The sequence below is a fragment of the Rhodococcus sp. NPDC006774 genome (assembly GCF_040636045.1).
Lineage (GTDB): Bacteria > Actinomycetota > Actinomycetes > Mycobacteriales > Mycobacteriaceae > Rhodococcoides.
The window spans coordinates 26,692-49,669 of sequence record NZ_JBEYIW010000029.1 but is presented as its reverse complement, the minus strand read 5'-3'; the positions used below and the strand labels follow the sequence as shown (position 1 = coordinate 49,669).

Here is a 22,978-nt window from a genome sequence, read left to right as displayed (position 1 = left end):
ATGATGCCCGCAATGTTCACCTGCGGACGTACCGCGGGCTGGTGCGCACACATCCTGGAACAGAAGCGCCTGGGCAAGCTCGTCCGACCGGCCGCCCTCTACACCGGCCCCGAACCCCGCACCCCCGAGTCCGTCGACGGCTGGGACCTGATCCGGTAGTCGACGGTGTCATGACACCCGACTAGCCTGTGGAGGCCATATTCCATCGACGCTAGGACGCGCTACTCCATGGCCGATTTGCCGATCATTCCCGCCGATCTCCTGCCCGCCGACGGACGCTTCGGTTGCGGCCCGTCCAAGGTTCGCCCCGAGCAGCTGCAGTCCCTGGTCGACGTCGGCGCTTCCGTGTTCGGCACCAGCCACCGTCAGAAGCCCGTCAAGGACGTCGTCGGACGCGTGCGCAGTGGCCTGAAGGATCTGTTCTCGCTGCCCGAGGGCTACGAGGTCGTCCTCGGCAACGGTGGCACCACCGCGTTCTGGGACGCTGCTGCCTTCGGCCTCATTCGCGAGAAGTCGCTGCACCTGACCAACGGCGAGTTCAGCTCGAAGTTCGCCTCGGTGGCCAAGAACAACCCGTTCATCGGTGATCCGATCGTCGTCAAGGCCGAGCCGGGCAGTGCGCCCGAGCCCACCTCCGACCCCTCCGTCGACCTCATCGGTTGGGCGCACAACGAGACCTCGACGGGCGTGGCCATCCCGGTCAGCCGTCCGGCCGGCTCCGAGAACGCCCTCATCGCGATCGACGCCACCTCCGGTGCAGGCGGTCTGCCGGTGAACGTCGCCGACTCGGACGTCTACTACTTCGCTCCGCAGAAGTGCTTCGCCGCCGACGGTGGCCTGTGGATCGCGCTGATGAGCCCGGCCGCGCTCGAGCGCGTCAGCGAGATCGCTGCCACGGATCGGTGGGTCCCTGACTTCCTGTCGCTGCCGATCGCCGTCGACAACAGCAGCAAGAACCAGACGTACAACACCCCGGCCGTGGCGACCCTGCTGCTCTTCGCCGACCAGATCGAATGGCTCAACTCACAGGGCGGCCTCGATTGGGCCACCAAGCGCACCGCCGATTCGTCCTCACGCCTGTACGACTGGGCCGAGAAGAGCGAATTCGCGACGCCGTTCGTGACGAACCCGGATCACCGCAGCCAGGTCGTCGGCACCATCGACTTCGACGAGAAGGTCGACGCAGCTCAGGTCGCCAAGATCCTGCGCGCCAACGGCGTCGTCGACACCGAGCCGTACCGCAAGCTCGGCCGCAACCAGCTGCGTGTCGGTATGTTCCCGGCCATCGAGCCGGACGACATCACCGCACTGACCAAGAGCATCGACTGGGTCGTGTCCACGCTGAGCTGATTACCAGCAAGCTCACAGCTACAGCGCTCCCTTTGCGGCATACACTTGCTATCAAGTAAGCAAGCGTAACGACCGCGGAGGGAGCGCTCGTATGTACAGGCTCCTGACATTCGCGCTACGGATTCGGGTGACTCTGGTGTACTGCGCGCTCGCGGCAGCGGGAATTATCGCGCTGGGCCAGATCGGCCCGCACGATCGCTGGCACGTACTGCACGCGGCGAGCACCAATCTGCACAATCTGACCGACGGCCACCTCGCCACCCTCGTCACGAGCGTCTTTCTCACCGAAGGACGGGTGAACTGGTTGTGGTTGGCCGCGGTCGCCCTGTTGTTCGCCGTCGCCGAGTGGGTCTCCGGCTGGCGACGCTTTCTGCTGACCTTCAGCGCCGGACACCTCGGTGCGACGGCATTGGTGGCCACGGGCCTGCTCATCGGCATTCACAACGACTGGCTCGCGGACTCGTTGGCGATGGCCGTCGACGTCGGCGTCAGCTACGCAGCAGCCGCGGTCGCAGGATCGATGATCAGGTATCTGCCGATGCCGTGGCGTGCGGGCTGGGCCGCCCTGTGGATCGGCGTCGTCGCCTTCAGTGGAGTGTCGGACCCGTCCTTCACCGCCGTCGGCCACGCGATTGCCCTGACCATCGGCCTCGGCCTGGGTGCCCTCTACCTTCGCAGGGACGCATCGACGTTGTCGCACAAAGCAATTGATGGAACATCGACCGAATGGGTGCAGCCGAGCCCGCAGCTGTCTACCCTCTGATAGGGAAACGATCGTCGGCAGAAGCGATGCGTGTCGAACACCCGCCGAATACGGCAGGTGAACTAGGCTCGAATTCGACGGTATCGCGAGCCGGCGCGATGAGGAGGTCAAGGTGCGAGACTTACGTGTGGTGGGTCTCGAGGCCGACGGAAAGTTCGTCGTGTGCGCAGATCCCAAGACCGGCGACAGATTCCGGCTTCCAGCCGACGACAAACTCCGCGCGGCCTCACGCGGCGACATCGCTCGACTAGGACAGATTGAGATCGAAATGGACAGCTTGCTTCGGCCGAAGGAAATTCAGGCCCGTATTCGCAGCGGAGCGACCATCGAACAGGTTGCCGCCGACTCCGGAATGGCCATCAGCCGCGTCGAGGTGTTCGCTCACCCGGTGTTGCTCGAACGCTCGCAGGCCGCGTCGATGGCCCAGTCCGGTCATCCACTGCGCCACGACGGCCCGGCCGTGCAGACCCTGCTCGAGATCGTCACCCTCGCTTTCCGCGCTCGCGGCCACAACCTCGACGACGCGACGTGGGACGCCTGGCGCGACGAGGACAACAAGTGGGTCGCACAGCTGAAGTGGCAGGCCGGCCGCACCACCAACAAGGCGCACTGGCAGTTCCTTCCCGACGGCCACGGCGGCACCATCGCGCCGCTCGACGACACCGCACACGAACTGATCGATCCCGACTTCGGACGTCAACTACGCGGTCTGGCACCGGTCCGCGCACTCACGTCCTCCGAGGACCTCGGCGACGACGAGACCTCGCAGCAGAGCTTCGACGAGTACTACGGCACCACAGCCGACAGCGAGATCGACGCCGAGACCATCGAGGTCGAGGTGGACGATGCGCCTGCTCCCGAGCCCGAGCAGCCGCGCGAACCGGTGGCCAGGGAGCCCAGGCCCGCACCCAAGCCTGCCGCCGGTCACACCAGCGGCAAGGACAAGCGCGGCAAGCCGGCCATGCCGTCGTGGGAGGACGTCCTGCTCGGAGTTCGCAGCAGCGGCCACAACTGAGTTCCGATGTGACCGATGTGCCGCGCGGTGCAGAACCGCCGACGCTCACACCGTAGGCTTCCCAGGAAGTAACGGAGAGAGAGGTGCCGGTAGTGGGGGCCAAAGCATCAACGATCTGGTACGTGGACGCACCGGATCCCATTTCTGTACTCCGAGAGGCCAACACCTCGGACTGGAATGCTGCGACCGCACTCGTCGGACGTCTGTACCCCCACCTGACGGCAGTGCCCCTCGGACAGGGCCCGATATCGACCTCGGCAGGCGTGGACGACGATCACGTCTTCATCGGTTGCTACCCGGGCGTCACCGTGGTCTGCGGATCCAATCTCGCGGTGCCCACACCGTCGACGCTTCCCGAATCCTTCACTCGCCCTCTGGCGTCCGAGCACACCTACCTCGTCGCCTCGGATCCCCAACACGCCTGGGGTGCGTTCGCGTACTGGGAGCGCGGAGAATTCCGCCGATCCTTCAGCGCCACTCCGGTGTACATCTACGAGGACGCGGGCCTGCCACTGGTGTGGGAGCGGTCGTTCTGGGCCGGTGAGCACCCGCTGATCTATCCACCCGGAGTGATGCCGGATCCGCAATCGCTTCCGTTCCACCCGCAGGAATTCGCCGAGGCCGCCAACGCCGAGTGGCTCGGATTCCGCTACACCGGCGCACCACACGCGGACGAATTCGATCCGAACACCCTGCCGGTCTGCGGCTTCACGATGTACGTCCCGGGGCAGGAGCCACCGCCACCGAACCAGCAGAGCCGAAGCTCGAACGGCCGTGGCGCACAGGAACCGATGCCCGACGCCCCCGAGGAACAGGCACCGCGACCGAAGAAGCGTTGGTTCTCGCGCAAATAGTGGCTCGGGTGGGCACAGTTGCACGCAACCACCGCTGATCGACGGGTTTCCGCCGATCGTCGCCGGTAGTGCGCAACTGTGCCCGCTGTCAGGGACCGACGAAGAAGACGTCTGTCAGAACGCCAGCGCCGCCAGTGCCACGAAGCTCAGGATGGAACCGATTCCGGCTCCGTACACGGCCCAGCGCCACACCGGTATCGCGAGCCACCGCATGACCGTCGGTGCCGCACCCGCGACGACGATCATGTTCAGGCCGATCGCCAGCAGTGGGTGAATTCTGGCCAGTTCCAGACCGAAAGCCGCCAGTGCCACACTCACCAGCGCCGCCGAGATCACGGCGATCGGGATTCCGGTCCAGCGGACGCCCGGGTCGTGGTCGTTCACGTCAGGCGCACACGTTCGTAGAACCCCATCGCAGCGGCCGTCGCCACATTGAGTGAATCGGTGCCGGGTGCCATCGGGATACGAGCGCGAATGTCCGTGGCACGCATGGCATGTTCGGTCAGACCCGGTCCCTCCGCGCCGAGCAACAACGCCACCTTCTCCCCCGTCATCGCCGCCGCAAGCGACACCGCCGACGGATTGGGTGTCAGCGAGATCAGCTGAAAACCGTGCGCGCGAACGCGATCGAGACCGCGCGGCCACTCGGGCACCTTGGCGAACGGCACCCGCAGCACATGCCCCATCGATACCCGCACCGACCGTCGATAGAGCGGATCAGCGCACGCGGCCCCGAACAGCACTGCATCCACCCCGAGACCGGCCGCGTTGCGGAACATCGACCCGAGATTCTCGTGGTCGTTGACGCCCTCGAGGATCGCCACCGTCTTCGCGTCGGCCAATACCTCGTCCAGATCGAGAGCCGGTGGCCTGTTCGCCGCTGCCAGCACGCCGCGATTGAGATGGAATCCGACGACCTCGGCCATCACCTCCGCCGACGTCCGATAGAACGGGACGTCGGAATCTGCCAGATCGTCGCGCAAGGTGTCGAGCCGTCGATCCACGCCCAGCAGGCTGATCATCGGGAAGCGCGAGGTCAGCAGGCGCTGCGCGACCAACACGCCCTCGGCGATCACCAATCCCTTGCCCTCGGGCAGGTCGGGTCGCCGATCCGAGGAGTTGAGATCGCGAAAATCGTCCAGTCGCGGGTCCGATGGGTCGTCGATATCGATTACATGCACCACGTGCCCATCTTGTCACCCGGCATTTCTGGCAGTCCCTCGGCGAAGGCCTCCTTCTGTATGGCAGATTCTTCGGGTCGTTCCGCGGGCTCCACTCCTGTATGGAAAAGTAAAGAGCGATGACTACCGACGAATCGATCACCATCCGCACCGCCACCGACGACGACTGGGATGCCGTCGCGCTGCTCGACGCCCACGCATTCGGCGAGCACCAGAACGCCGAGGACCTGGCCGAGACGCAGATCCTGACCCAGTCCGAGCACGTGTACCTGGCGTGGGACGGCGAGACCCCGGTGGGTGTGGCCATGCACTTCCCGATGTCGGTCACCGTTCCCGGTGGTGCGCAGGTCGAGGCGTCCGGAGTCTCCTGGGTGTCGGTCGCACCGACGCATCGTCGACGCGGCATCCTGCGATCGATGTTCACCCAGCAGCACCGCGCACTGAACGACGCCGGCGCACCCCTCTCCCTGCTCACGGCCAGCGAGGCGACGATCTACGGACGCTTCGGCTACGGGCCGGTGACCGAGGAGATCAGCGTCTCGATCGACCGACGATTCGCGCAGTTCCGCAAGGACGCTCCCCCGGCGACCGGGGTGCGGCTGATCGAGTCGGCCGAGGCCGCCGGACTGCTCCCCGACATCTACCACCGGTGGCAGCAGCAGACCGCAGGCGCGCAGCCCAAGCCGCCGATCCGCTGGGAGCGATTCTTCGCCGACCGCGAGAACCGACGCGGCGGACTGACGGCTCTGTTCTTCATCGTCCATCCCGACGGTTATGTCGCCTACCGACGCGGACGCAACCCGAGCCGAGTGGTGGTGGAGGAATTCATCGCGGTGACCGACGACGCGTACGCCGCGTTGTGGCAGATACTCGTCGGAGTGGACCTGGTCGACACCATCGAGGTACGGCAGGCCCGAGACGAAGTACTGCCGTTCCTGCTGACCAACAATCGGCTACCGAAAGTCACGGCTCACCACGACGCACTGTGGGGCCGCATCATGCACGTCGAGGCAGCGCTCGAGGCGCGTACCTACGCGCTCGACACCTCGCTGGTCATCGCGGTGCGGGATCCCTTCCTCGATGCGGGCGGCACCTACTCACTGACCGTGACCGACGGTCGTGCGACCTGCACCCGGGTGGAGTCCGAACCGGACATCGAACTCGACATCGACGTGCTCGCGAGCATCTACTTCGGCACCCATCGAGCCCGCTTGTTCGCCGCGGCCAACCGCCTCACCGCACGCAACGAGGAATCTCTGCATGCGCTGGATCTGACGTTCGGAACAGCGCGCCCGGCCGTCATGGGTTGGGGTTTCTAGAGCCGGCTGTTCGGCGCATCCAGCGCGGTGGCCGAGCCACCTCGCATCCGGAGGGCGGCACCCAGCGTCACCGCGAGCAGCACCGTCAGGTAGACGATGAAGTCGACACTGCCGTGGCTGCTCGTGGCGTGGTAGATCAACGGTGCCGTGCCTCCGAAGAGGGAGTTCGCCACGGCATAACCGAAGCCGACGCCCAACGCACGAATGTGCGCGGGGAACACTTCGGCCTTGGCAATGCCGTTCACCGACAGGTAGCACGTGAGGACGAGGAACGCGCACACCAGGATGGCGAAGACCGCAGGCGGAGACGTCACCCGGGTGGTCGCCAGCACCAGTGCTCCGGTCGCCGGTATCCCCAGCGCCCCGAACGCGACGAGAAGGGGCTTTCTTCCGATGCGGTCGCTCAGTGCGCCGGCGACCGGCTGCAGCACCATCAACACCACGAAGGCCGCGAGCACGAGCCCGGTCGCGACGAGCTCTCCCCTGGTGCCGTCCGCAGCGAAGAACGTCTCGCGAACGATCGAGGGAACCGTGACCGTGTAGGTGTAGAACGCCGCACTCCCTCCCGCGGTCAGCAAGAACACCCACACCAAAGGACGCCGGTGATCGCGAAACAACGCCCCCATCGTGGCGTCTCGGTCCGCCCGGGGTGCTCCCGGTTCACGGGGCGCGCGATCGAGTCCACGCGCCCACCACAGCGATGCGAGGCCCGCCGCACCTCCCGCGGCGAACGCGAGGCGAAAACCCCATTCGGAGATTGCCGCGCGGTCCGTGCTCGCGAGGAGCACGAGTAGACACGTCTGTGCGAGCACTAGGCCGCCGACGATGGTCGCGGCCTGGAACGAGGCGAAGAATCCGCGATGCCCTCGCGTGCCCGATTCGGAGAGCAGCACCGTCGCCGCCGCGTACTCGCCGCCGGTGGCGATGCCTTGGACGATGCTCACGACCGCGAGGATCACCGCGGCCCAGGCGCCGATGTCGTGGACGGTGGGAGTGACCGCCAGAGCGACCGATCCGGCCGACATCAGCGTGACCGCAGCGACGAGCGCGAACTGTCGGCCTCGCACGTCCGCGAGCCTGCCGAACAGCCACGAACCGAGCGGTCGGACGACGAAGGTCAGTGCGAAGAGTCCGTAGACGTACACGAGCGAATTGGTCGAGGCCGGATCGAAGAACTCGGTCCGAAAATACGGCGCGAAGGTCGCGTAGAGGTAGAGGTTGAACCACTGCACGAGGTTCGGCACCGAACCCGCCAGAATGACGCGGACCTGCCTACGACGGTCGGAGCTCGCCGACTCGGTGCGATTCACGTGCTGAAAGTACCCGAATACCTGGCACACAGGGAGCAGTCGGAAAGCACATGACTTTTGTCATGGCTACACCGTGACGGTGTCACCTCAGGTCATGATGCGCTGCACTGTTTTCGGTGGTTCGGGCGCAGCAGACTCGTAGTCATGAAGCAACCAGACGAAGGAAACCTGTTCACCGATCTGATGGAGCTCGGACCGGCTCCGACGATGGCGCGTGAGATCGTCGTCATCGTCATCAGTCTCGCGATCATCGCCGTGCTGTTCGCGATCGTCGGCGCATCACTTCCGGCGTTCGTCGCACTCGGCGTCATCGTCGCGTTCATGGGCGTGCGGTTCGTCATCGGACTCCGCCACTGGGAGAAGCAATCATGACCATCATCGAAGTCGATGGCATGACTCGCCGCTACGGCTCGGGTAAGAACGCTTTCGAGGCCGTAAAGGCGCTCGATCTGAAGGTCGCCGAGGGTGAGCTGTTCGGCCTGCTCGGCACCAACGGTGCCGGCAAGACGTCCACTCTCGAAGTCATTCAGGGACTTTCACGGCCGAGTGAAGGCACGGTACGGATTCTGGGAATGGATCCGGTGTCCGATCGCCGCAAAGTTCGACCGTCTCTGGGCATCATGCTGCAGAAAGGCGGCCTGCCCCAGGATCTGACCACCGCGGAGAGCCTGCGGATGTGGGCGGGCACGTGCAGCAATCCACTGCCGGTGGACGAGGTGCTGGGGCGAGTCGACTTGGCCGACCGCGCCGATACCCGGGTGAAGTTTCTCTCGGGCGGCGAGCAACGCAGACTGGATCTGGCGTGCGCCATCATCAGCCGTCCTCGAGTGCTGTTCCTGGACGAGCCCACCACCGGTCTCGATCCCGAAAGTCGCCGCAACACATGGCGGCTGATTCAAGAGCTGAAGAATTCCGGCGTGACGATCATGTTGACGACGCACTACTTGGACGAGGCCGAGTCGCTGTGCGATCGACTCGCGATCATGCACCGCGGCACAGTCGTTCGCAGTGGAACGGTCGACGAGGTGGTCGCGGACCATCCGGCGAAGATCGAACTGCAGGCCCCCGGTACCGCGCTGCCGACACTGCCCGGTACCGCCATCGACGTCTCGGGAGACACCATCTCGATCCAGACGTCCTCGGTACAGCACACGTTGACCGACCTGCTCGTGTGGGCCCGCACCAACGGGGTGACCCTGCACGGACTCGACGCCCGCGCGGCATCACTCGAAACCGTATTCCTTTCCATTGCAGACGAATTCGACAATCCCGACTTCACACACACGAAGGTGATGAGCGCATGAGCACGATGACCGCACTGTCACGAGCAGAGTTCACACTGCTCGGACGCAACCGAGTACTCCTGTTCAACGCGTCCGTCATACCTCTCGTACTACCGCTGGTCATGCTGATCATCAGCAGTCGCAGCGACGACGGATTGACCGACGTGGGCGTCGGAGCGGCGCTCGAGTTCTTCGCCCTGTTCCTGCTGGTGTTCATGGTCTACTACAACATGCTCTCGATCTACGCCACACGTCGAGACGAGTTGGTGCTCAAGCGACTTCGCACCGGAGAAAGCTCGGACATCCAGATTCTGCTGGGGCCGGCGGTCCCCTCGTTCGTCCTCACCGTCGCACTGGGCCTGATCGTCGGAGCTGTAGTTCTGGCCTTCGGTGGGCCCATTCCTACCAACGCAGTGCTCGTCGCCGTGGCCCTCCTCGGCGGAGCCGCATTGTTCGCCGCACTGGCGTTGATCACCTCTGCCTTCACTCGCAACGCCGAGGCCGCCCAGATCACCAGCCTGCCGGTCATTCTGATCGCCATGGCCGGCTCGGCCATGCTGCGCGACGTTCTCCCGGATTCGCTGAGCCGAGTCGTCGAGCTGACCCCGATGGCGGCCGTGTCGGACCTGCTGAACCTGGGCTGGTTCGGCACCACCACGCCCGGCGACGCGTCCATCGGCTTCGCTGCCACCTTCACCGAAGCCGGAATGCCGCTGCTGGTGATGCTCGCGTGGATCGTCGGCAGCCTCCTGATCGCCCGCACGCACTTCCGCTGGGAACCGCGGTCCTAGATCACACCCTTTCGTCGACCGTCTGCAAGGCTGGAGATCATGAAGTTGCACCAGTACCTCAATCCACTGCACGGCTGGAACGACAGCAGTGCAGTGGACAAGGTGCGCGTCTACACCCGCCAGTCCTTCCTGCTCATCACCGTCGGTGTTGCCGTCGGAGCGATGCTGACATCTCTGCAGTACGACGACTATCTGTCGATGGCAGCGACTGCTGTCTGCGCCGCCGCCGCTTTTGTGGTGGTGCAGCGCACCCCCGCGCTCGGCGGTGAGTCGACGGCCAGCCCACGAATTCCGTTGGCGATCACGGCAGTCGCCGCCGTGGTGCTGGTTGCCGGCGGGACCACGAGCAACGCACTGTGGGCCGCCGTACTCGTCACCACTGCGGTCGCGACCCTGATTCCGTTGCGATGGTCCCTGGCGGCGGCTGTGGCCGCTGCTGTGATCGCGGCGGCTGTGGGAACCCCGGCAGTGGAAACTCTGATACTCGGCATCTTCATCGCCTTCATGGCGTTCACCGTGCAACTGTCGGCGTGGTTGCTGCGCATCGTCACCGAACTCGACGCCACTCGCGACGCTGCTGCCGCACTCTCGGTTGCCGAGGAGCGTCTGCGATTCTCTCGAGATCTGCACGACGTCGTCGGGCGCGCACTCTCTGCCATCGCCGTCAAGAGCGAACTCGCCGCGACGCTGGCTCGCCGGGGTGACGATCGAGCGGCGGGCCAGATGGACGAGGTTCGCCTGCTGGCCCAGGAATCCATGGCCGACGCCCGAAAGCTGGTTCGCGGCTATCGATCGGTCGATGTGGCATCGGAACTCGACGGAGCTCGATCACTGCTGTCCGCCGCAGGTATTTCCACCGAACTGGTCGGCGAGACATCGGTTCTGTCCGAGCGCGCGGCCGAGGCGGCCGCCTGGGTGGTCCGCGAGGGAGTGACGAACATTCTGCGCCACTCCGCTGCCACTTATTGCCGGATCGAGCTGACCGACAACAGCATTCGCCTGACCAACGACCATCCCAGTGCATCGTCCGGCCGCGACGACGGCACGGGACTGAGCGGGTTGCGGGAACGATTGGTCGCGGTCGGAGGCACCCTGAACACGGAGAAGACCTCCGAGGAATTCACCCTCACCGCGGCGCTACCGATCGAGAACCCAAGGCAGGAGTCGAGCCTGCGGAACGACCCGACAAGGACGACATCATGATTCGAGTTCTACTGGCCGACGACGAGAATCTCATTCGTTCGGCGCTTGCGACCATGCTCGATCTCGAGGACGACATCGAGATCGTCGGGCAGGCCGACTCCGGCGAAAAAGCGTTGACCGTCTCGGCCTCTCTCGCCCCCGATGTCGCCGTGTTGGACCTGCAGATGGGCGGGATCGACGGCATCGAGACGGCCCAGAAGATCGCCGAGATGCTGCCCACCTGCGCGTCGATCATCGTCACCAGTCACGGCAGGCCGGGCTATCTGAAGAAGGCGCTCGAAGCCGGAGTGCGCGGATTTCTGCCGAAGACCACCTCGGCGGCGACCCTGGCCGAGGTGGTGCGCACCGTGCACGGCGGCGGGCGCTACGTCGACCCCACGCTGGCCGCGGAAGCCATCGGAGCCGGAGACTCGCCGCTCACTCCGCGCGAGGCCGATGTGCTCGAGTTCGCCGCCGACGGCGCGTCGATCGCGGAGATCGCACGGCGGGCCCATCTTTCGCCCGGCACCACCCGCAACTACCTCTCCGCTGCGGCGGCGAAACTGGGTGCAGCCAACCGACACGAGGCCTGCGCTCTCGCTCGACGCCACGGCTGGATCTGACCCACCGTCACACCTTTGTGCTCACGGCGACGGTATCGAGGGTGGGGAGCCGGTGACCGTCGGCGGGCGGTACGACGGTGATCCGCAAATTGTTGTGCCGCAGTAGATACACGGCCGCGAAGAGGCCGGTCGCCAGAGAGATGGCCCCACCGAACAGCAACGGTGCCCGCGGATCCAGGGCGTCGGCGAGCCAACCGAGAACCGGACTGCCCAGCGGAGTACCGCCGAGGAAGCACAGCATGTAGATGCCCATCACGCGTCCGCGCATGTCGGACGGCACCGACATCTGCAGAATGTTCATCGCCGACGTCGTGAACGTCAGTGTCAGGGCACCGGTGGGTATCAGCAACAGTGCCACGAGCAGATAGTTGGGCATCAATCCGACGATCAGCTCGAAGGCTCCGAATGCGATGACGGCACCGATGAACAGCCGCAGGCGCGGCGCGCTCGCCCGCCGCGCAGCCAGAGTCGCTCCGGCCAACGTGCCCACTGCCAGGGTTGTCGAGAGCAGACCGTAGGCGTCTGCTCCGCTACCGAACGTGTTGCGCGCCAACACCGACAGACTCAGCGGAAAGTTGAGGCCGAACGTCGAGACCATGAAGACCGTGGCCAGCAGGACTCGTAGGTCACCGCGCCCCCAGACGTACCGAAATCCCTCCCGCACCTGCCCTTTGGCGCGTGGGGCCGGTTCGACGCGGAAGAGCTGACCGACGTTCATCGCGACGAGGGCACCGAACACCGCCGCGAACGACACGGCATTGATGAGAAAGACCCAGCCGGTGCCGACGAGGGTGATGAGCACTCCGGACACGGCAGGCCCGACGATGCGCGCCATGTTGAAGGTCATCGAGTTCAGCGCGATCGCATTGGCGAGGGTCTCTTTGCCGACCATCTCGATGGTGAACGATTGTCGCACCGGAGCATCGATCGCGGACGAGCAGCCGAGGATGAATGCGATGACATAGACGTGCCACAGCTCGACCATCCCTCCGACGTCGAGCACGCCGAGCACCAGACCGCACACCGCGGCGAAGACCTGGGTGATCATGAGTAGCTTGCGCTTGTCGTAGCGGTCTGCCAGGACCCCACCCCAGACCGAGAGGAACAGTGTCGGCCCGAACTGCAGGGCCATGACGATGCCGACGGCGAAGCCGTTGCCGCCGGACAGCGTCAGAACGAGCCAGTCCTGGGCAACCCGCTGCATCCACGTGCCGACCAACGAAACGATCTGCCCCGACGCCCATAATCGGTAGTTGTGAGTCTTCAGGGCGGCGAACATCGTCGAGCTGGAGGTACGGGAAGCAGGGGCCACCATTCAGATAATAACCCTAGGTAACTACTCGGAGTCGCTCACGAGGGCCCCGATGATCGTCACCGCATCACGGAGTGTGTCGAGCTGCTCGGGTCCGAGGCCCGCGAGCTGCGCGGTCATCCACGCTTCGCGGGCACTGGCCTCGTCGGCGATCAGCTCTCGACCGGCCGGTGAGAGCGAGACGATCACCTGCCGCCCGTCGGTGGGATGTGGGGTGCGCGCCACCAGACCGAGTTCGGCCAACGACGCGATCACCCGCGTCATCGACGGCGGCTGGACCTTCTCTCGCGCGGCCAATGCACCCGGCGTCATATCGCCCTCCCGACTCAGCGTGGCCAGAGCCGACAGCTGAGTGAGCGAGACTTGCGAGTCCACTCGCCTACCCCGAAGGTGGCGAGTCAGCCTCACCACCGCAAGCGACAGATCGCTTGCCAATTCCCGATTGTCCTTCACACCATTTCCCGACGTCACAGCGCAGAGAATACGCCCTGGTACCGACCCCGCATCATGTAACCGCCTCGGTGATGGGTCCGACCGCGAAATATGCAACAAACAGCAGTGCAACGATCCACAACAGGGGGTGTACCGACTTCGCGCGGCCGGACCCGACCGCGAGTATCACCCAGGTGATGAAACCGACGCCGATCCCGTTGGCGATGGAGTAGGTGAAGGGCATCACCACGATGGTCAGGAACGCGGGAAGCGCGTAATCGAAGCGGCGGAAGTCGATGTCGAGAACCTGCCCGATCATCAGCGCACCCACCACGACCAGTGCCGGAGCAGCCGCTTCGATCGGAACGACGGCCGTGAGAGGGGTGAAGAACATGGCCAACAGGAACAGCAATCCGGTCACGACGTTGGCCAGCCCGGTACGCGCACCCTCGGCGATTCCGGAAGCCGATTCGACGAACACGGTGTTCGACGACGCCGATGCGCCGCCTCCGACGATTGCGCCGGCCCCCTCGACGACCAGAGCCTTACCGATGTTCGGCAGCTTTCCGTCCTTGTCCAGTTTCGCTTCCTTGCCCAGCCCCGTCATCGTGCCCATCGCGTCGAAGAAGTTCGCGAGGACGAGCGTGAACACCAGCAGACTCGCAGCCAACACACCGATGCGGGTGAACGCTCCGAAGAGATCGACGTTGCCCACCAGGGACAGATCGGGCGACTGCACCAGCTGTGCAGGCAACTGCGGCACCGACAGATTCCACCCCTTGGGGTCGACACCGTTGGACGGACCCACATCGGTGACGGCCTCGACGATCGCCGCCAGCACCGTTGTGACCACGATGCCGATCAGCAGACCGCCGCGCACCTTGCGCACCACCAGCACGCCCATCAGCAACAACCCGAACACGAAGATCACCGTCGGCCACGACGCGATGGACCCGTCGATGCCGAGCCCGACGGGAACCGTCGTGCCCGCGGCGTCGGGGATACGTCGCACGAAGCCGGAATCGACCAGACCGATGAAGGCGATGAACGCGCCGATACCGGCGGCGATCGCTGCCTTGAGCTCGGCCGGGATCGCGTTGAACACCGCCGTGCGGAATCCGGTCACCGCCAGCAGCACGATGATGATGCCGTCGATGACGACGAGCCCCATCGCCTCCGGCCACGTCACCTGCGGTGCGATCGTCACGGCGAGCAGGGTGTTGATGCCCAGGCCCGCCGCGATGCCGAACGGGTAGTTGGCGATGATGCCGAAGGCGATGCTCATGAATCCGGCCACCAGCGCGGTCACGGCGGCAACCTGGGCGACCGGCAGGATGTTGCCGAGCACATCGGTCTTGGCGGCCGCGTCGTCGGCGGAGAAGCTGCCCAGAATCAGCGGATTGAGGACGACGATGTAGGCCATGGCCACGAAGGTGACCACGCCTCCTCGGACCTCGGATCCGACCGTCGAGCCTCGTTCGGTGATCTTGAAGTAGTTGTCGAGTAGCCGCGACGACAATTGCATGAGCGAACGATAAAGCACTCCGAAGCAGTTGGGTAACCGCAACGGCGCAGCCGAGACCGACACAGCGGCGCAGCCGAGACCGACGCAGTGGCGTAGCGTGATTTTGTGGCCGACCTCCCGCAGATCCCGCGCAGCCTCACCGATCCCGTGCCGGTGTTGGCCATCGGCATCCTCGGCTGGATCATCGCGCTCGTGGTGTTCACAGCGACCGGAGATCGGGGCGGCGACGCTCTTGCCACGTGTTGGTCCGGCATCGCAGTCGGTGCCGTAGGGTTCGGAATCTTCCTGATGCAGAGAGCGGCGTCACGTCGCGGGAGCAAAACCGCCCAGCGCGGCCTCGATTGAGACCAGCATCACGTTAGCCCGGTCACCACACCGCCCCTGACGTGGGCAAACTAACCCCTCAGCCGGTTGAGTAACACAAAGTTAACGTGGACCATGGGTTATGTCAGATAAAACAACCTCTTGATCCACGAAAGCCAGGCCATGAAGCTCGTCTCTCAGTACCGCAATCGCCGTAACCACGTCCGCTCGCTCCGCGCCCTCTACGCACGCGCCAACGCTGTCTCCAGCCCGGCCATGCGCGACGAGCTGCTCGTCATCGCCCAGCGCTCTGATTTCTCGCGCTGATCAGCCTGACGGCATAGATCCACCCCAGCCCCCACAGGGCACCGAACACCCAGCCGGCCAGCACGTCCGTGGTCCAATGCGCACCCAGGTAGATCCGAGAGAATCCGATCAGCAGGGACGCGACCACAGGTAACACGAGCAGTACCGGCCGATGCAGCCACGGCGTGGACGATCGCAGCATCACCGCGATCGCCACCGTGGCAAGCACCATCGACATCATCGCGTGGCCGGACGGAAACGAATGGCTCGCAATATCCACCAGCCGCTCCGGAATCGGTGGCCGCTCCCGCGCGAACGCGAACTTGAGCGCATTCATCAGCCCCCACCCGGTGAGCATCGCTCCCGCGACCACCACGGCATCCGATCTGCGTCCGACGCGAAGCAACGCCACGACGACCACCGCGGACAGCAGAAACATCGATACCGTGTTTCCCACCGTGGTGATGATCCAGAACATCGTCGTGACCCATCCGACTCGATGCTCCACCATCCAGTCCAGGATCACACCGTCAAACCCCACGAGGTCGCTCCCAACTCTGCGAACAATGCACCGTTCCGTCGGCGGTCACCCACCACGGGACTGTTCGATCTCCACTGATGGACAGCTCGCCGCTCACGTCACCGGACAGCCGCACCACGAGTTCGCGATGCACCACCACCCCGCCGGACGGCAGCGGCAATCCCATGACCGCACAGGCTGATACAGCCCCGGGTTCCCGGTCCCAGGAGCTGACCCGCCCGGTTCCGAGTACCTCGCCGCTGATCGCCTCCGATGCCGACCTGATGTCGAGCACGTCGGCCAGCACCGCGGCGGTGGCCATGTCCGAGAGCACGGCCACCTCCGGTGGTACGACGCTCGCCAGCCACGGGGCATCGATCACCAGCGCATCCGACGCGTCCACGACTGCGCCGCCGAGGGTGCGGACACGATCCGGTGGGTCGATGTCCGACACGTCGATACGCCGCTCCGCCACAGCGGTGGCGATGAGGGTGTGGGTTCGCGCGATCACGGCAGGGGTCGGATTCCGCTGTGGATCCGACAGCGCTCGCAACAGAATTCGAGCAGTATCGACGCCGTCACAGAACGACGCGCTCAGCACGGCGTGCAACTCGTCGGCACGCGGATGATCCAGCGGATCGAGTAGCCCGGCGAACGTCTCGTCGGACGGTGCCCGAAAGCTGATCGGACGCCAATCATGCAGTCGCGCATGATGCCTGAGCCACCACGCGGTGTAGCCGTCACGATCGACCAGTGCCGCGTTGGTACTGGGATCGTCGAGCAACACGGTCAACGCCTCGGACCAGGCATCCGATCGAACGAGGTCGAGATCTCGGACCGCGAGGAGCGTCTCCGGCTCCTCGGACAGACTCGACCACCACGCCGACTCGTCGTCGAGATCATGATCCGGCCCGGTCGGCAGTTCGTCACGCACCACCGAAAATCCCCACCCGACGCCCACTGCTCGCAGCGCCCGCTCACCGAACCTGTCCACCACCGCAGGCGCGAGCACACCGAACGGTGAATCCTGTATCAGCAGATCTGCCAACGGCGCTCCGGGAAGCAACAATTCGTCGGCGCTGCGCAATTCGCCCCCGTCGTCTTCGAGGGGCAGGCCGCCGAGCCAACCGGGTAGTTCGCCCGCCTCTCCTGCCAACGCGAGCACGGCGGAGACCAGCCCGTCGACCTCCTCGCTCTCGTCCCAGTCGAGATCGTCCAGCGCCGCCTCGAGGGCCGGGTCGGTGAGCAGCTCGGTCGCAGTCGCCTCGCGGGCACCCAGACGCGACAGCAGCGGACTCACCGCGTCCGGGTGCACCAGCCTCACCCAGGGGACCGCAGCCGAGGAATCGGATCCGATCACCGTCGTCCGCGGGCCGGTCACCGTACGACCGTCTGCGAGCGGAACAGGCAGTGCAGCAAGCTCTTCCGCAGCCACACCGTCGACCACGAGTGGGGCCAACGCGTCGAACAGTCGCCGCCACCAACTCGGCTCGCGATCGAGCCCACCGACCATCTCCGCCAGCCTCGCCAACCCGATGCGGTGCACACCCACTGCCGCGAGCGCCGAGGAATACCGCGCACCCGACAGTGATGCGTCGACCGGATTCGGTACGACATCGACCAGCGCCGAGACGAGTTCCTCGGAGGTATCCGCGACGACGTTCGCTCGCTCGGGCACGAGGTCGCGTCCGCCTGCACCGGGAAGCCATGGCGCGCAGGACAATCGACGAAACACGAGTTCACGCAGCGCGCCATCGACCTCACTTCGAGCGAATCCGACCTCGGGCACGAACGACACCCTGGATGCGGCAGGCAGCGAGGCCACGAAGTCCACGTACCCGTGCGCTACCGCGTCGAACGAGACACCCGGCAACACGCGTCGCCGATCGGGTTGCATCGGCACATCGGCAATGACCAACGCGGGCAACGACAGTAGCTCGTCCGACCGAGTCGGAGCGCGCAGCACATCGGGCGGAGCGGGAACGGGCAGACCGTCGACAACCGGAGCGAGCCAGCGGGCAGCCGGGGTGGTGAACTGCCGCCAGGTTCGCGCACCGATCGTGATCTCGGAGGATCGGTCGTCCAATTCGATTCTGCTGCAGCCGATCACGACGCCGTCGATCTCGATGGAGTTCAATGCCTCCAGTTCGAGCAGCAGGTCGACGGCCTCGTCCACAAAGCCTGCTGCGACAGAATCCGCCGCTACCTCGGCTCGCAATGTCAACACGATCTCGGTGTCGAAGCCCTCGGCGGGCGAATCTGCGACCGGCCATGCGAGCCGCAGCACCGGCACGCCGGTGTCGGGCAAGGGCATGCCTCGCTCGGTCAGTGCCTCGAGCGTGCGCCGTGCGCTGAACGCCACGCCGCCGTTGCGGGAGCGCACCTCGATCTCGTCGGACACCGATCGCACGGCGGTGAACCCGACCCCGAACTGTCCGACGCCGGGATCCATCGCCCCCTTGGCCGAAGCCCGCAGCGCGGTGAGGGCATGTACGCCCGAGACATCGAGCGCCGCACCGGTATTGGCGACATGCAGAGCGCCGAACCTATCGGTCCACACGGCCAGCCGGCCCGGGACGCCGGCACGCTGCGCGGCGTCCGCCGCGTTCTGCGCCAGCTCGGTCAGCAGACGATCGCGGTAGCCCCCGCGCACCAGATCGGACTCGGACGCCGAGTCCTCCCGAAGCCGGGTGGGAGAAGAGCCCCACGCCGCGAGAATCGACTCCCGCAACGACCCGGTGTCGAACGGGTCTATCAGCTCGGAGATGCCGAAGCTTCTTCCTGCGCAGCAACATCGGTGGTGCTCGACGCATCATCGGCGACGGGTTCGGCGTGGTCGGCCGCCACGACCTCGGCGGCCGCCGACTCCTCGGAGGCAGCCGACTCTTCCGGGGCAGCCGAAGCCTCTTCCGTCGTCTCGGCGGTGTCGGTGTTCTCGGCGGTGTCGCTTGTCTCGGTGACAGCAGCAGGCTCGACCGGAGCGACCGGCGAGGCGATGACGTCGAGTGCAGCGTCGTCGTACGGCTCGAATTGCGGCGATCCGGCTCCGGTGGGGAGTTCGGTGTCGGAGTGCGCTCCGCAGCCGTACTCGGCATGCACCACGTGTCCGTCGGCCGCGAACTCGTTGCCGCACACACCGAAAGCGGCGGACAGCGAGCCGGCGATGGGGAGGTAGAAGCCACACAGCCCGCAGGTCGACGGCGCGGCCTTGGCCATCTCGGTATCGGGACCGAAGTCGCCGTCGTGCCAACGCTGGGCGGCGTCGAGGCGTCCTTCGAGGCTGATGACCTTGGTTCGGCCGAGACCGATCTCGCCCGCCACCTCGTCGACGGCAGGGTCACCGGATTCGACGTACCCGGGTACGAGCCGGGGATCGTCCTGGCGCGGAGACAGTAGATCGCCGGGGCCCAGATCACCGGGACGGATGCGCTCGTCCCAGGGCACCCAGGACGGAGCCACGAGGGCATCGGGGCCCGGCAGCAGAACCAGCTCGCTGACCGTGGCGTGATCCGCGTCCTCCGGGGCGGCGACCACAACGGCCCACTGCCATCCGCGATACCCCTCGAGATCGCTGGCGAACCGGTGCGTGGCCGCACTGGCGTCTTCGGCGGTGACCCCGAGGTACTCGCCGATACCGCCCTCTCCCAGGTCGAGCAGAGCCTGCCGCGCGAGGTCCGCGGCATCGGCCAAGACGGGGCGGATGGAATCGAGCTCTGGAGAAGATACGAAACTCACACATTCAGTTTGCCGCATCGACTCGGTGACGCCCAGTTCGGGCTGCCATCATGGGTGCAATGACCGCCCGCGCCCGCACCTTCGCCGCCGCCCTCACCTCGGTACTGGCAGTCACTGCCTGCTCGTCGACGACGCAGCCGACCCCGGTGACGTCGGACTCGGTTCCGACACTGACCACCGAGGTCGTGCGCGAATACGACCGCGGCAAGGACGCCTTCACCCAGGGCTTCGAGATCGACGGCGACGTGCTCTACGAGGGCACCGGACTGGAAGGATCGTCGTTCGTCAGGCGGACATCGCTCGACACGATGACCGAACTCGACCGCGTCGACCTGCCGTCCGACCTGTTCGGCGAAGGCATCACCGTCGACGGCGACACCCTGTGGCAGATCACCTGGCAGGACGGCGTCGCGATCGCCCGCGACCGAGACACCCTCGCCGAGCAACGTCGAGTGAACTACGACGGCGAAGGGTGGGGGCTGTGTACGCAGGCATCGGCCGACCGCCTCGTGATGAGCGACGGTTCGTCCACCCTCACCTTCCGCGACCCCACGTCGTTCGACGCCCAGGGCACCGTGAACGTCACTCTCGACGGCAATCCGGTGGAGCGGCTCAACGAACTCGAATGCGCCGACGACGGATCGGTGTACGCCAACGTGTGGCAGACGTTCGACATCATGCGCATCGCCCCCGAGACCGGCGCGGTGACGGCCGTCATCGACGGCACCCCCCTGTGGAATTCGATGTCGGCCTCTCAACGAGGCGGTGCCGACGTGTTCAACGGCATCGCGCAGATTCCCGGCACCGACCGATTCCTCGTCACCGGCAAATACTGGCCCACGATCTTCGAGGTGCGATTCACCGATACCGCTCCGGTAGGACAGAATTGACACCGTGACCGATCCACGTCTCCCCCACACCCCACCGGGTGCGGACGATTCAGAACAGGATCACTCCGCAGGCTCCGCTCACGCCCCCGAGCAGAACGGTGCTCCTGACCGACCCGGTCACTCCGCAGGCTCCGCTCCTGACCACCTCGAGCACCCCGGTCTGGCGAACTACCCGCCCGCTGTTCCTCTCACGCCCACCCATGTTCCGAGTCGACGTCAGCCGCTGCCGCCGTTGCACCCGCCGCGTACCGAGCAGATCACTGCGGTGCGCGGCAAAGCCGGTGCACGCAAGCCACCGCCGATGCCCAAGAAGCTGACCGTCACCCGCGTCGCAGCCATGCGCGGACGCGAACTGACCGGCAAGGGAATCGCGTCGTTCCAGCGAGCCGCGAAGGCCGACGGTGCCGACAAGTCCGGTCTAACTGCACTGACCTACGCGACCATGGCCAACTTCGCATCGGATGCAGCGCTGGCGATCGCATTGGCCAACACTCTCTTCTTCTCCGCGGCCACCGGTGAGGACAAGACCAAGGTCGCGTTGTATCTCGTCATCACCATCGCGCCGTTCGCGTTGATCGCGCCGCTCATCGGACCGCTGCTCGACCGATTGCAGCAGGGCCGACGCATCGCGCTCGCCACGTCCTTCGGGCTGCGCACCGTGCTGGCGGTGGTGCTGGTGTTCAACTTCGACAGCTGGGTGCTGTATCCGGCCGCGCTCGGCATGCTCGTCCTCAGCAAGTCCTTTGCGGTGCTCAAGAGCGCGGTGACGCCGCGAGTACTGCCACCGGAGATAGACCTCGTTCGCGTCAACTCCCGTCTGACGGTGTTCGGACTGCTCGGCGGCACCATCGCGGCCGGTGCCGTCGCAGGCGGCATCGCGTTCGTCGCAGGCTCGCCGGGAGCCCTGTGGTTCGTCGCGGCGATCACCGTGCTCGGGGCCTACCTGAGCATGCGCATCCCGTCCTGGGTGGAGATCACCGAGGGCGAGGTGCCCGCGACCCTGAGCTACCACGCAGAGCAGCACGGTGGACACGATTACGCCGGCAACGGTGCTCCGACCGAGAACCTCCGCCGCACGACCTCGTCCCCGCCGACGTCGAGCAGCACCAAGAACCGCAGACAGCCCCTGGGCCGGGCCGTCATCGTCGGTCTGTGGGGTAACGGCACCATCCGGATTCTCACCGGCTTCCTGACGCTCTACATCGCGTTCGTCGCCAAATCCCGTACCGAACACGAGCCGCTTCAGCAGGCCGCGATGCTCGGACTCGTCGGAGCCGCCGCCGGTCTCGGCAACTTCTCGGGCAACGCGCTCGGTGCCAGGATCAAGCTCGGCCGGCCATCCCTTGTGGTTCTTCGGTGCACGCTCGCCGTCACGGTGGTGGCCGTCGTCGCCGCGGTCACCGACAGCCTGCTCACCGCAGCGGTGGCCGCGCTCGTTGCGTCGAGCGCCAGTGCACTCGCCAAGGTCTCCCTCGACGCATCCCTGCAGGCCGACCTGCCGCCGGAGTCGATCGCGTCCGGATTCGGCCGATCGGAAACCGTCATGCAGCTGTGCTGGGTCCTGGGCGGCACGCTCGGCGTGCTGCTCCCCACCGAGTACTGGCTCGGTTTCACCGTGGTCTCGGTGTTGCTTACGATCGGGCTCGTGCAGACATTCCTCACCTACCGCGGCAGATCACTTCTGCCCGGCTTCGGCGGCAACCGCCCCGACCACGTCGAACAAGAAGTGTCCGACGGTTCCTTCGGCGAAAACGTGACCAAGTGAATCTCGCTCCCCGCACCAAGAAGATCGCCGCCCTGACCGCAACGGGTCTGCTCGTCGTCGCCGTCGCGTTCGTCGCGGTGCTCGCCCTGCTGATCGGGAACGCGCCGGAGAAGGAACCGGTCGTCTCCGCATACGCCAACGGCCGGGCCGTCGACGTGGAGCCGTACTTGTACTGCGCCGTCAGCGACCCGCTGTGCACCAACGTCGGAGAGACCACCGAGATCCAGGTCGGCAAGGCCCCGGCGGTGCAGCTCTCGCTCCCCGAGGCCGTCTACTCGGCACCGTGGGTACTCGCCCTGGTCTACGGCGACGACAGCGGAAACGTCGTCGAGGACAGCGCGTTCAACGAACCCGGAACCAGGCTCAGTGTCACGGTGCCCACCACGGACGACAGCGACCGAACCCTGCTGGGAATCGAAATTCGTCTGCCCACCGGCATCATCGACACCGACACCAATCAGGAGGGCTTCGTCAGCCACGCCATCTGGTCGATCGGCACGCGCCCGTAGATCGGTCCCC

At 65.7% G+C, this 22,978-nt stretch carries 25 protein-coding genes; 16 read left to right on the top strand and 9 right to left on the bottom strand.

From position 1 onward, the window contains the following. The 5 genes from ABZ677_RS25870 to ABZ677_RS25850 form a co-directional block, all read left to right on the top strand. Nucleotides 1-159: citrate/2-methylcitrate synthase (locus tag ABZ677_RS25870; RefSeq protein ID WP_358374573.1), on the top strand; the 159-nt coding region annotated here is incomplete at its 5' end. A 69-nt stretch (nucleotides 160-228) separates the two neighbouring features. Beyond that, entirely contained in the window at nucleotides 229-1,350 is a 1,122-nt protein-coding gene (gene serC / locus ABZ677_RS25865) for a phosphoserine transaminase (protein ID WP_094739816.1), read from the top strand. A 91-nt stretch (nucleotides 1,351-1,441) separates the two neighbouring features. After that, nucleotides 1,442-2,113 carry a rhomboid-like protein gene (locus ABZ677_RS25860; protein WP_094739817.1) on the top strand — a complete coding sequence of 224 codons (672 nt, stop codon included), beginning with the start codon at nucleotides 1,442-1,444 and terminating at the stop codon, nucleotides 2,111-2,113. A 112-nt stretch (nucleotides 2,114-2,225) separates the two neighbouring features. Continuing rightward, nucleotides 2,226-3,128, top strand: coding sequence for a septation protein SepH (sepH, locus tag ABZ677_RS25855; protein ID WP_358374567.1), 903 nt, complete (start codon nucleotides 2,226-2,228; stop codon nucleotides 3,126-3,128). A gap of 92 nt (nucleotides 3,129-3,220) precedes the next feature. Further along, nucleotides 3,221-3,982 (top strand): hypothetical protein, encoded by a 762-nt coding sequence (locus ABZ677_RS25850; RefSeq protein WP_037187395.1) that lies wholly within the window; start codon nucleotides 3,221-3,223, stop codon nucleotides 3,980-3,982. Between the two features lie 114 nt (nucleotides 3,983-4,096). Here ABZ677_RS25850 and ABZ677_RS25845 read toward each other — a convergent pair whose 3' ends face one another. Then, the gene (locus ABZ677_RS25845) at nucleotides 4,097-4,366 is read right to left on the bottom strand and encodes a DUF2537 domain-containing protein (protein ID WP_358374565.1); all 270 of its coding nucleotides are present in this window, start codon (nucleotides 4,364-4,366) and stop codon (nucleotides 4,097-4,099) included. Continuing rightward, nucleotides 4,363-5,166, bottom strand: coding sequence for an RNA methyltransferase (locus ABZ677_RS25840; protein WP_037187398.1), 804 nt, complete (start codon nucleotides 5,164-5,166; stop codon nucleotides 4,363-4,365). Before ABZ677_RS25840 ends, ABZ677_RS25845 begins: the two co-directional genes overlap by 4 nt. Nucleotides 5,167-5,282: 116 nt before the next feature. Between ABZ677_RS25840 and ABZ677_RS25835 the strand changes: the two genes are divergently transcribed. Next, a complete protein-coding gene (locus ABZ677_RS25835; RefSeq protein WP_037187401.1) occupies nucleotides 5,283-6,482 on the top strand; it encodes a GNAT family N-acetyltransferase in 1,200 nt (399 codons plus the stop codon). Here ABZ677_RS25835 and ABZ677_RS25830 read toward each other — a convergent pair. Next, nucleotides 6,479-7,792, bottom strand: coding sequence for an MFS transporter (locus ABZ677_RS25830; protein WP_170945733.1), 1,314 nt, complete (start codon nucleotides 7,790-7,792; stop codon nucleotides 6,479-6,481). The genes ABZ677_RS25835 and ABZ677_RS25830 overlap by 4 nt on opposite strands. Before the next feature lie 144 nt (nucleotides 7,793-7,936). Here ABZ677_RS25830 and ABZ677_RS25825 point away from each other — a divergent pair, with 144 nt between their 5' ends. Genes ABZ677_RS25825 through ABZ677_RS25805 form a run of 5 tightly spaced genes read left to right on the top strand, consistent with a single transcriptional unit; the run spans nucleotide 7,937 to nucleotide 11,671 of the window. Next, nucleotides 7,937-8,164, top strand: coding sequence for a hypothetical protein (locus ABZ677_RS25825; RefSeq protein ID WP_176460708.1), 228 nt, complete (start codon nucleotides 7,937-7,939; stop codon nucleotides 8,162-8,164). Further along, nucleotides 8,161-9,096: an ABC transporter ATP-binding protein gene (locus ABZ677_RS25820; protein ID WP_358374560.1), complete on the top strand. Its 936-nt coding sequence runs from the start codon at nucleotides 8,161-8,163 to the stop codon at nucleotides 9,094-9,096. Before ABZ677_RS25825 ends, ABZ677_RS25820 begins: the two co-directional genes overlap by 4 nt. Then, on the top strand, nucleotides 9,093-9,866 hold the full coding sequence (locus ABZ677_RS25815) for an ABC transporter permease (protein WP_094739821.1): 774 nt from the start codon (nucleotides 9,093-9,095) through the stop codon (nucleotides 9,864-9,866). Before ABZ677_RS25820 ends, ABZ677_RS25815 begins: the two co-directional genes overlap by 4 nt. Nucleotides 9,867-9,905: 39 nt before the next feature. Further along, a complete protein-coding gene (locus ABZ677_RS25810) occupies nucleotides 9,906-11,069 on the top strand; it encodes a histidine kinase (protein ID WP_358374557.1) in 1,164 nt (387 codons plus the stop codon). Further along, nucleotides 11,066-11,671, top strand: a complete 606-nt coding sequence (locus tag ABZ677_RS25805; protein ID WP_037187407.1) for a response regulator transcription factor — start codon at nucleotides 11,066-11,068, stop codon at nucleotides 11,669-11,671. Before ABZ677_RS25810 ends, ABZ677_RS25805 begins: the two co-directional genes overlap by 4 nt. Nucleotides 11,672-11,678: 7 nt before the next feature. Here the strand turns inward: ABZ677_RS25805 and ABZ677_RS25800 are convergent, their stop codons facing one another. The 3 genes from ABZ677_RS25800 to ABZ677_RS25790 are packed head-to-tail and all read right to left on the bottom strand — an operon-like array spanning nucleotide 11,679 to nucleotide 14,940. Further along, a complete protein-coding gene (locus tag ABZ677_RS25800; RefSeq protein ID WP_037187409.1) occupies nucleotides 11,679-12,950 on the bottom strand; it encodes an MFS transporter in 1,272 nt (423 codons plus the stop codon). Between the two features lie 57 nt (nucleotides 12,951-13,007). Further along, nucleotides 13,008-13,436, bottom strand: coding sequence for a MarR family transcriptional regulator (locus ABZ677_RS25795; RefSeq protein ID WP_037188786.1), 429 nt, complete (start codon nucleotides 13,434-13,436; stop codon nucleotides 13,008-13,010). A 52-nt stretch (nucleotides 13,437-13,488) separates the two neighbouring features. Next, nucleotides 13,489-14,940, bottom strand: a complete 1,452-nt coding sequence (locus ABZ677_RS25790) for an NCS2 family permease (protein WP_037187411.1) — start codon at nucleotides 14,938-14,940, stop codon at nucleotides 13,489-13,491. A 105-nt stretch (nucleotides 14,941-15,045) separates the two neighbouring features. Here ABZ677_RS25790 and ABZ677_RS25785 point away from each other — a divergent pair, with 105 nt between their 5' ends. Then, entirely contained in the window at nucleotides 15,046-15,285 is a 240-nt protein-coding gene (locus ABZ677_RS25785) for a DUF2530 domain-containing protein (protein WP_358374553.1), read from the top strand. Between the two features lie 141 nt (nucleotides 15,286-15,426). Then, complete coding sequence (locus ABZ677_RS25780) at nucleotides 15,427-15,570, top strand: hypothetical protein (protein ID WP_155289340.1); 144 nt, start codon at nucleotides 15,427-15,429, stop codon at nucleotides 15,568-15,570. Here ABZ677_RS25780 and ABZ677_RS25775 read toward each other — a convergent pair. Genes ABZ677_RS25775 through ABZ677_RS25765 form a run of 3 tightly spaced genes read right to left on the bottom strand, consistent with a single transcriptional unit; the run spans nucleotide 15,539 to nucleotide 19,822 of the window. Continuing rightward, a complete protein-coding gene (locus ABZ677_RS25775; RefSeq protein ID WP_358374549.1) occupies nucleotides 15,539-16,090 on the bottom strand; it encodes a phosphatase PAP2 family protein in 552 nt (183 codons plus the stop codon). The two genes, ABZ677_RS25780 and ABZ677_RS25775, sit on opposite strands and share 32 nt — an antisense overlap. After that, nucleotides 16,080-18,800: an ATP-binding protein gene (locus ABZ677_RS25770; protein WP_358374546.1), complete on the bottom strand. Its 2,721-nt coding sequence runs from the start codon at nucleotides 18,798-18,800 to the stop codon at nucleotides 16,080-16,082. The genes ABZ677_RS25775 and ABZ677_RS25770 overlap by 11 nt, the downstream gene beginning before the upstream one ends. A gap of 23 nt (nucleotides 18,801-18,823) precedes the next feature. Then, nucleotides 18,824-19,822: a DUF3027 domain-containing protein gene (locus ABZ677_RS25765; protein WP_094633038.1), complete on the bottom strand. Its 999-nt coding sequence runs from the start codon at nucleotides 19,820-19,822 to the stop codon at nucleotides 18,824-18,826. Nucleotides 19,823-19,854: 32 nt separating this feature from the next. Between ABZ677_RS25765 and ABZ677_RS25760 the strand changes: the two genes are divergently transcribed. From ABZ677_RS25760 to ABZ677_RS25750, 3 genes are read left to right on the top strand one after another with little or no spacing between them, the layout of a single operon-like run. Further along, the gene (locus ABZ677_RS25760; RefSeq protein WP_358374543.1) at nucleotides 19,855-20,694 is read left to right on the top strand and encodes a glutaminyl-peptide cyclotransferase; all 840 of its coding nucleotides are present in this window, start codon (nucleotides 19,855-19,857) and stop codon (nucleotides 20,692-20,694) included. Nucleotides 20,695-20,698: 4 nt separating this feature from the next. Continuing rightward, nucleotides 20,699-22,459 carry an MFS transporter gene (locus ABZ677_RS25755; RefSeq protein ID WP_358374540.1) on the top strand — a complete coding sequence of 587 codons (1,761 nt, stop codon included), beginning with the start codon at nucleotides 20,699-20,701 and terminating at the stop codon, nucleotides 22,457-22,459. After that, a complete protein-coding gene (locus ABZ677_RS25750) occupies nucleotides 22,456-22,968 on the top strand; it encodes a DUF2771 domain-containing protein (protein WP_037187417.1) in 513 nt (170 codons plus the stop codon). The genes ABZ677_RS25755 and ABZ677_RS25750 overlap by 4 nt, the downstream gene beginning before the upstream one ends. Nucleotides 22,969-22,978 lie beyond the last annotated feature (10 nt).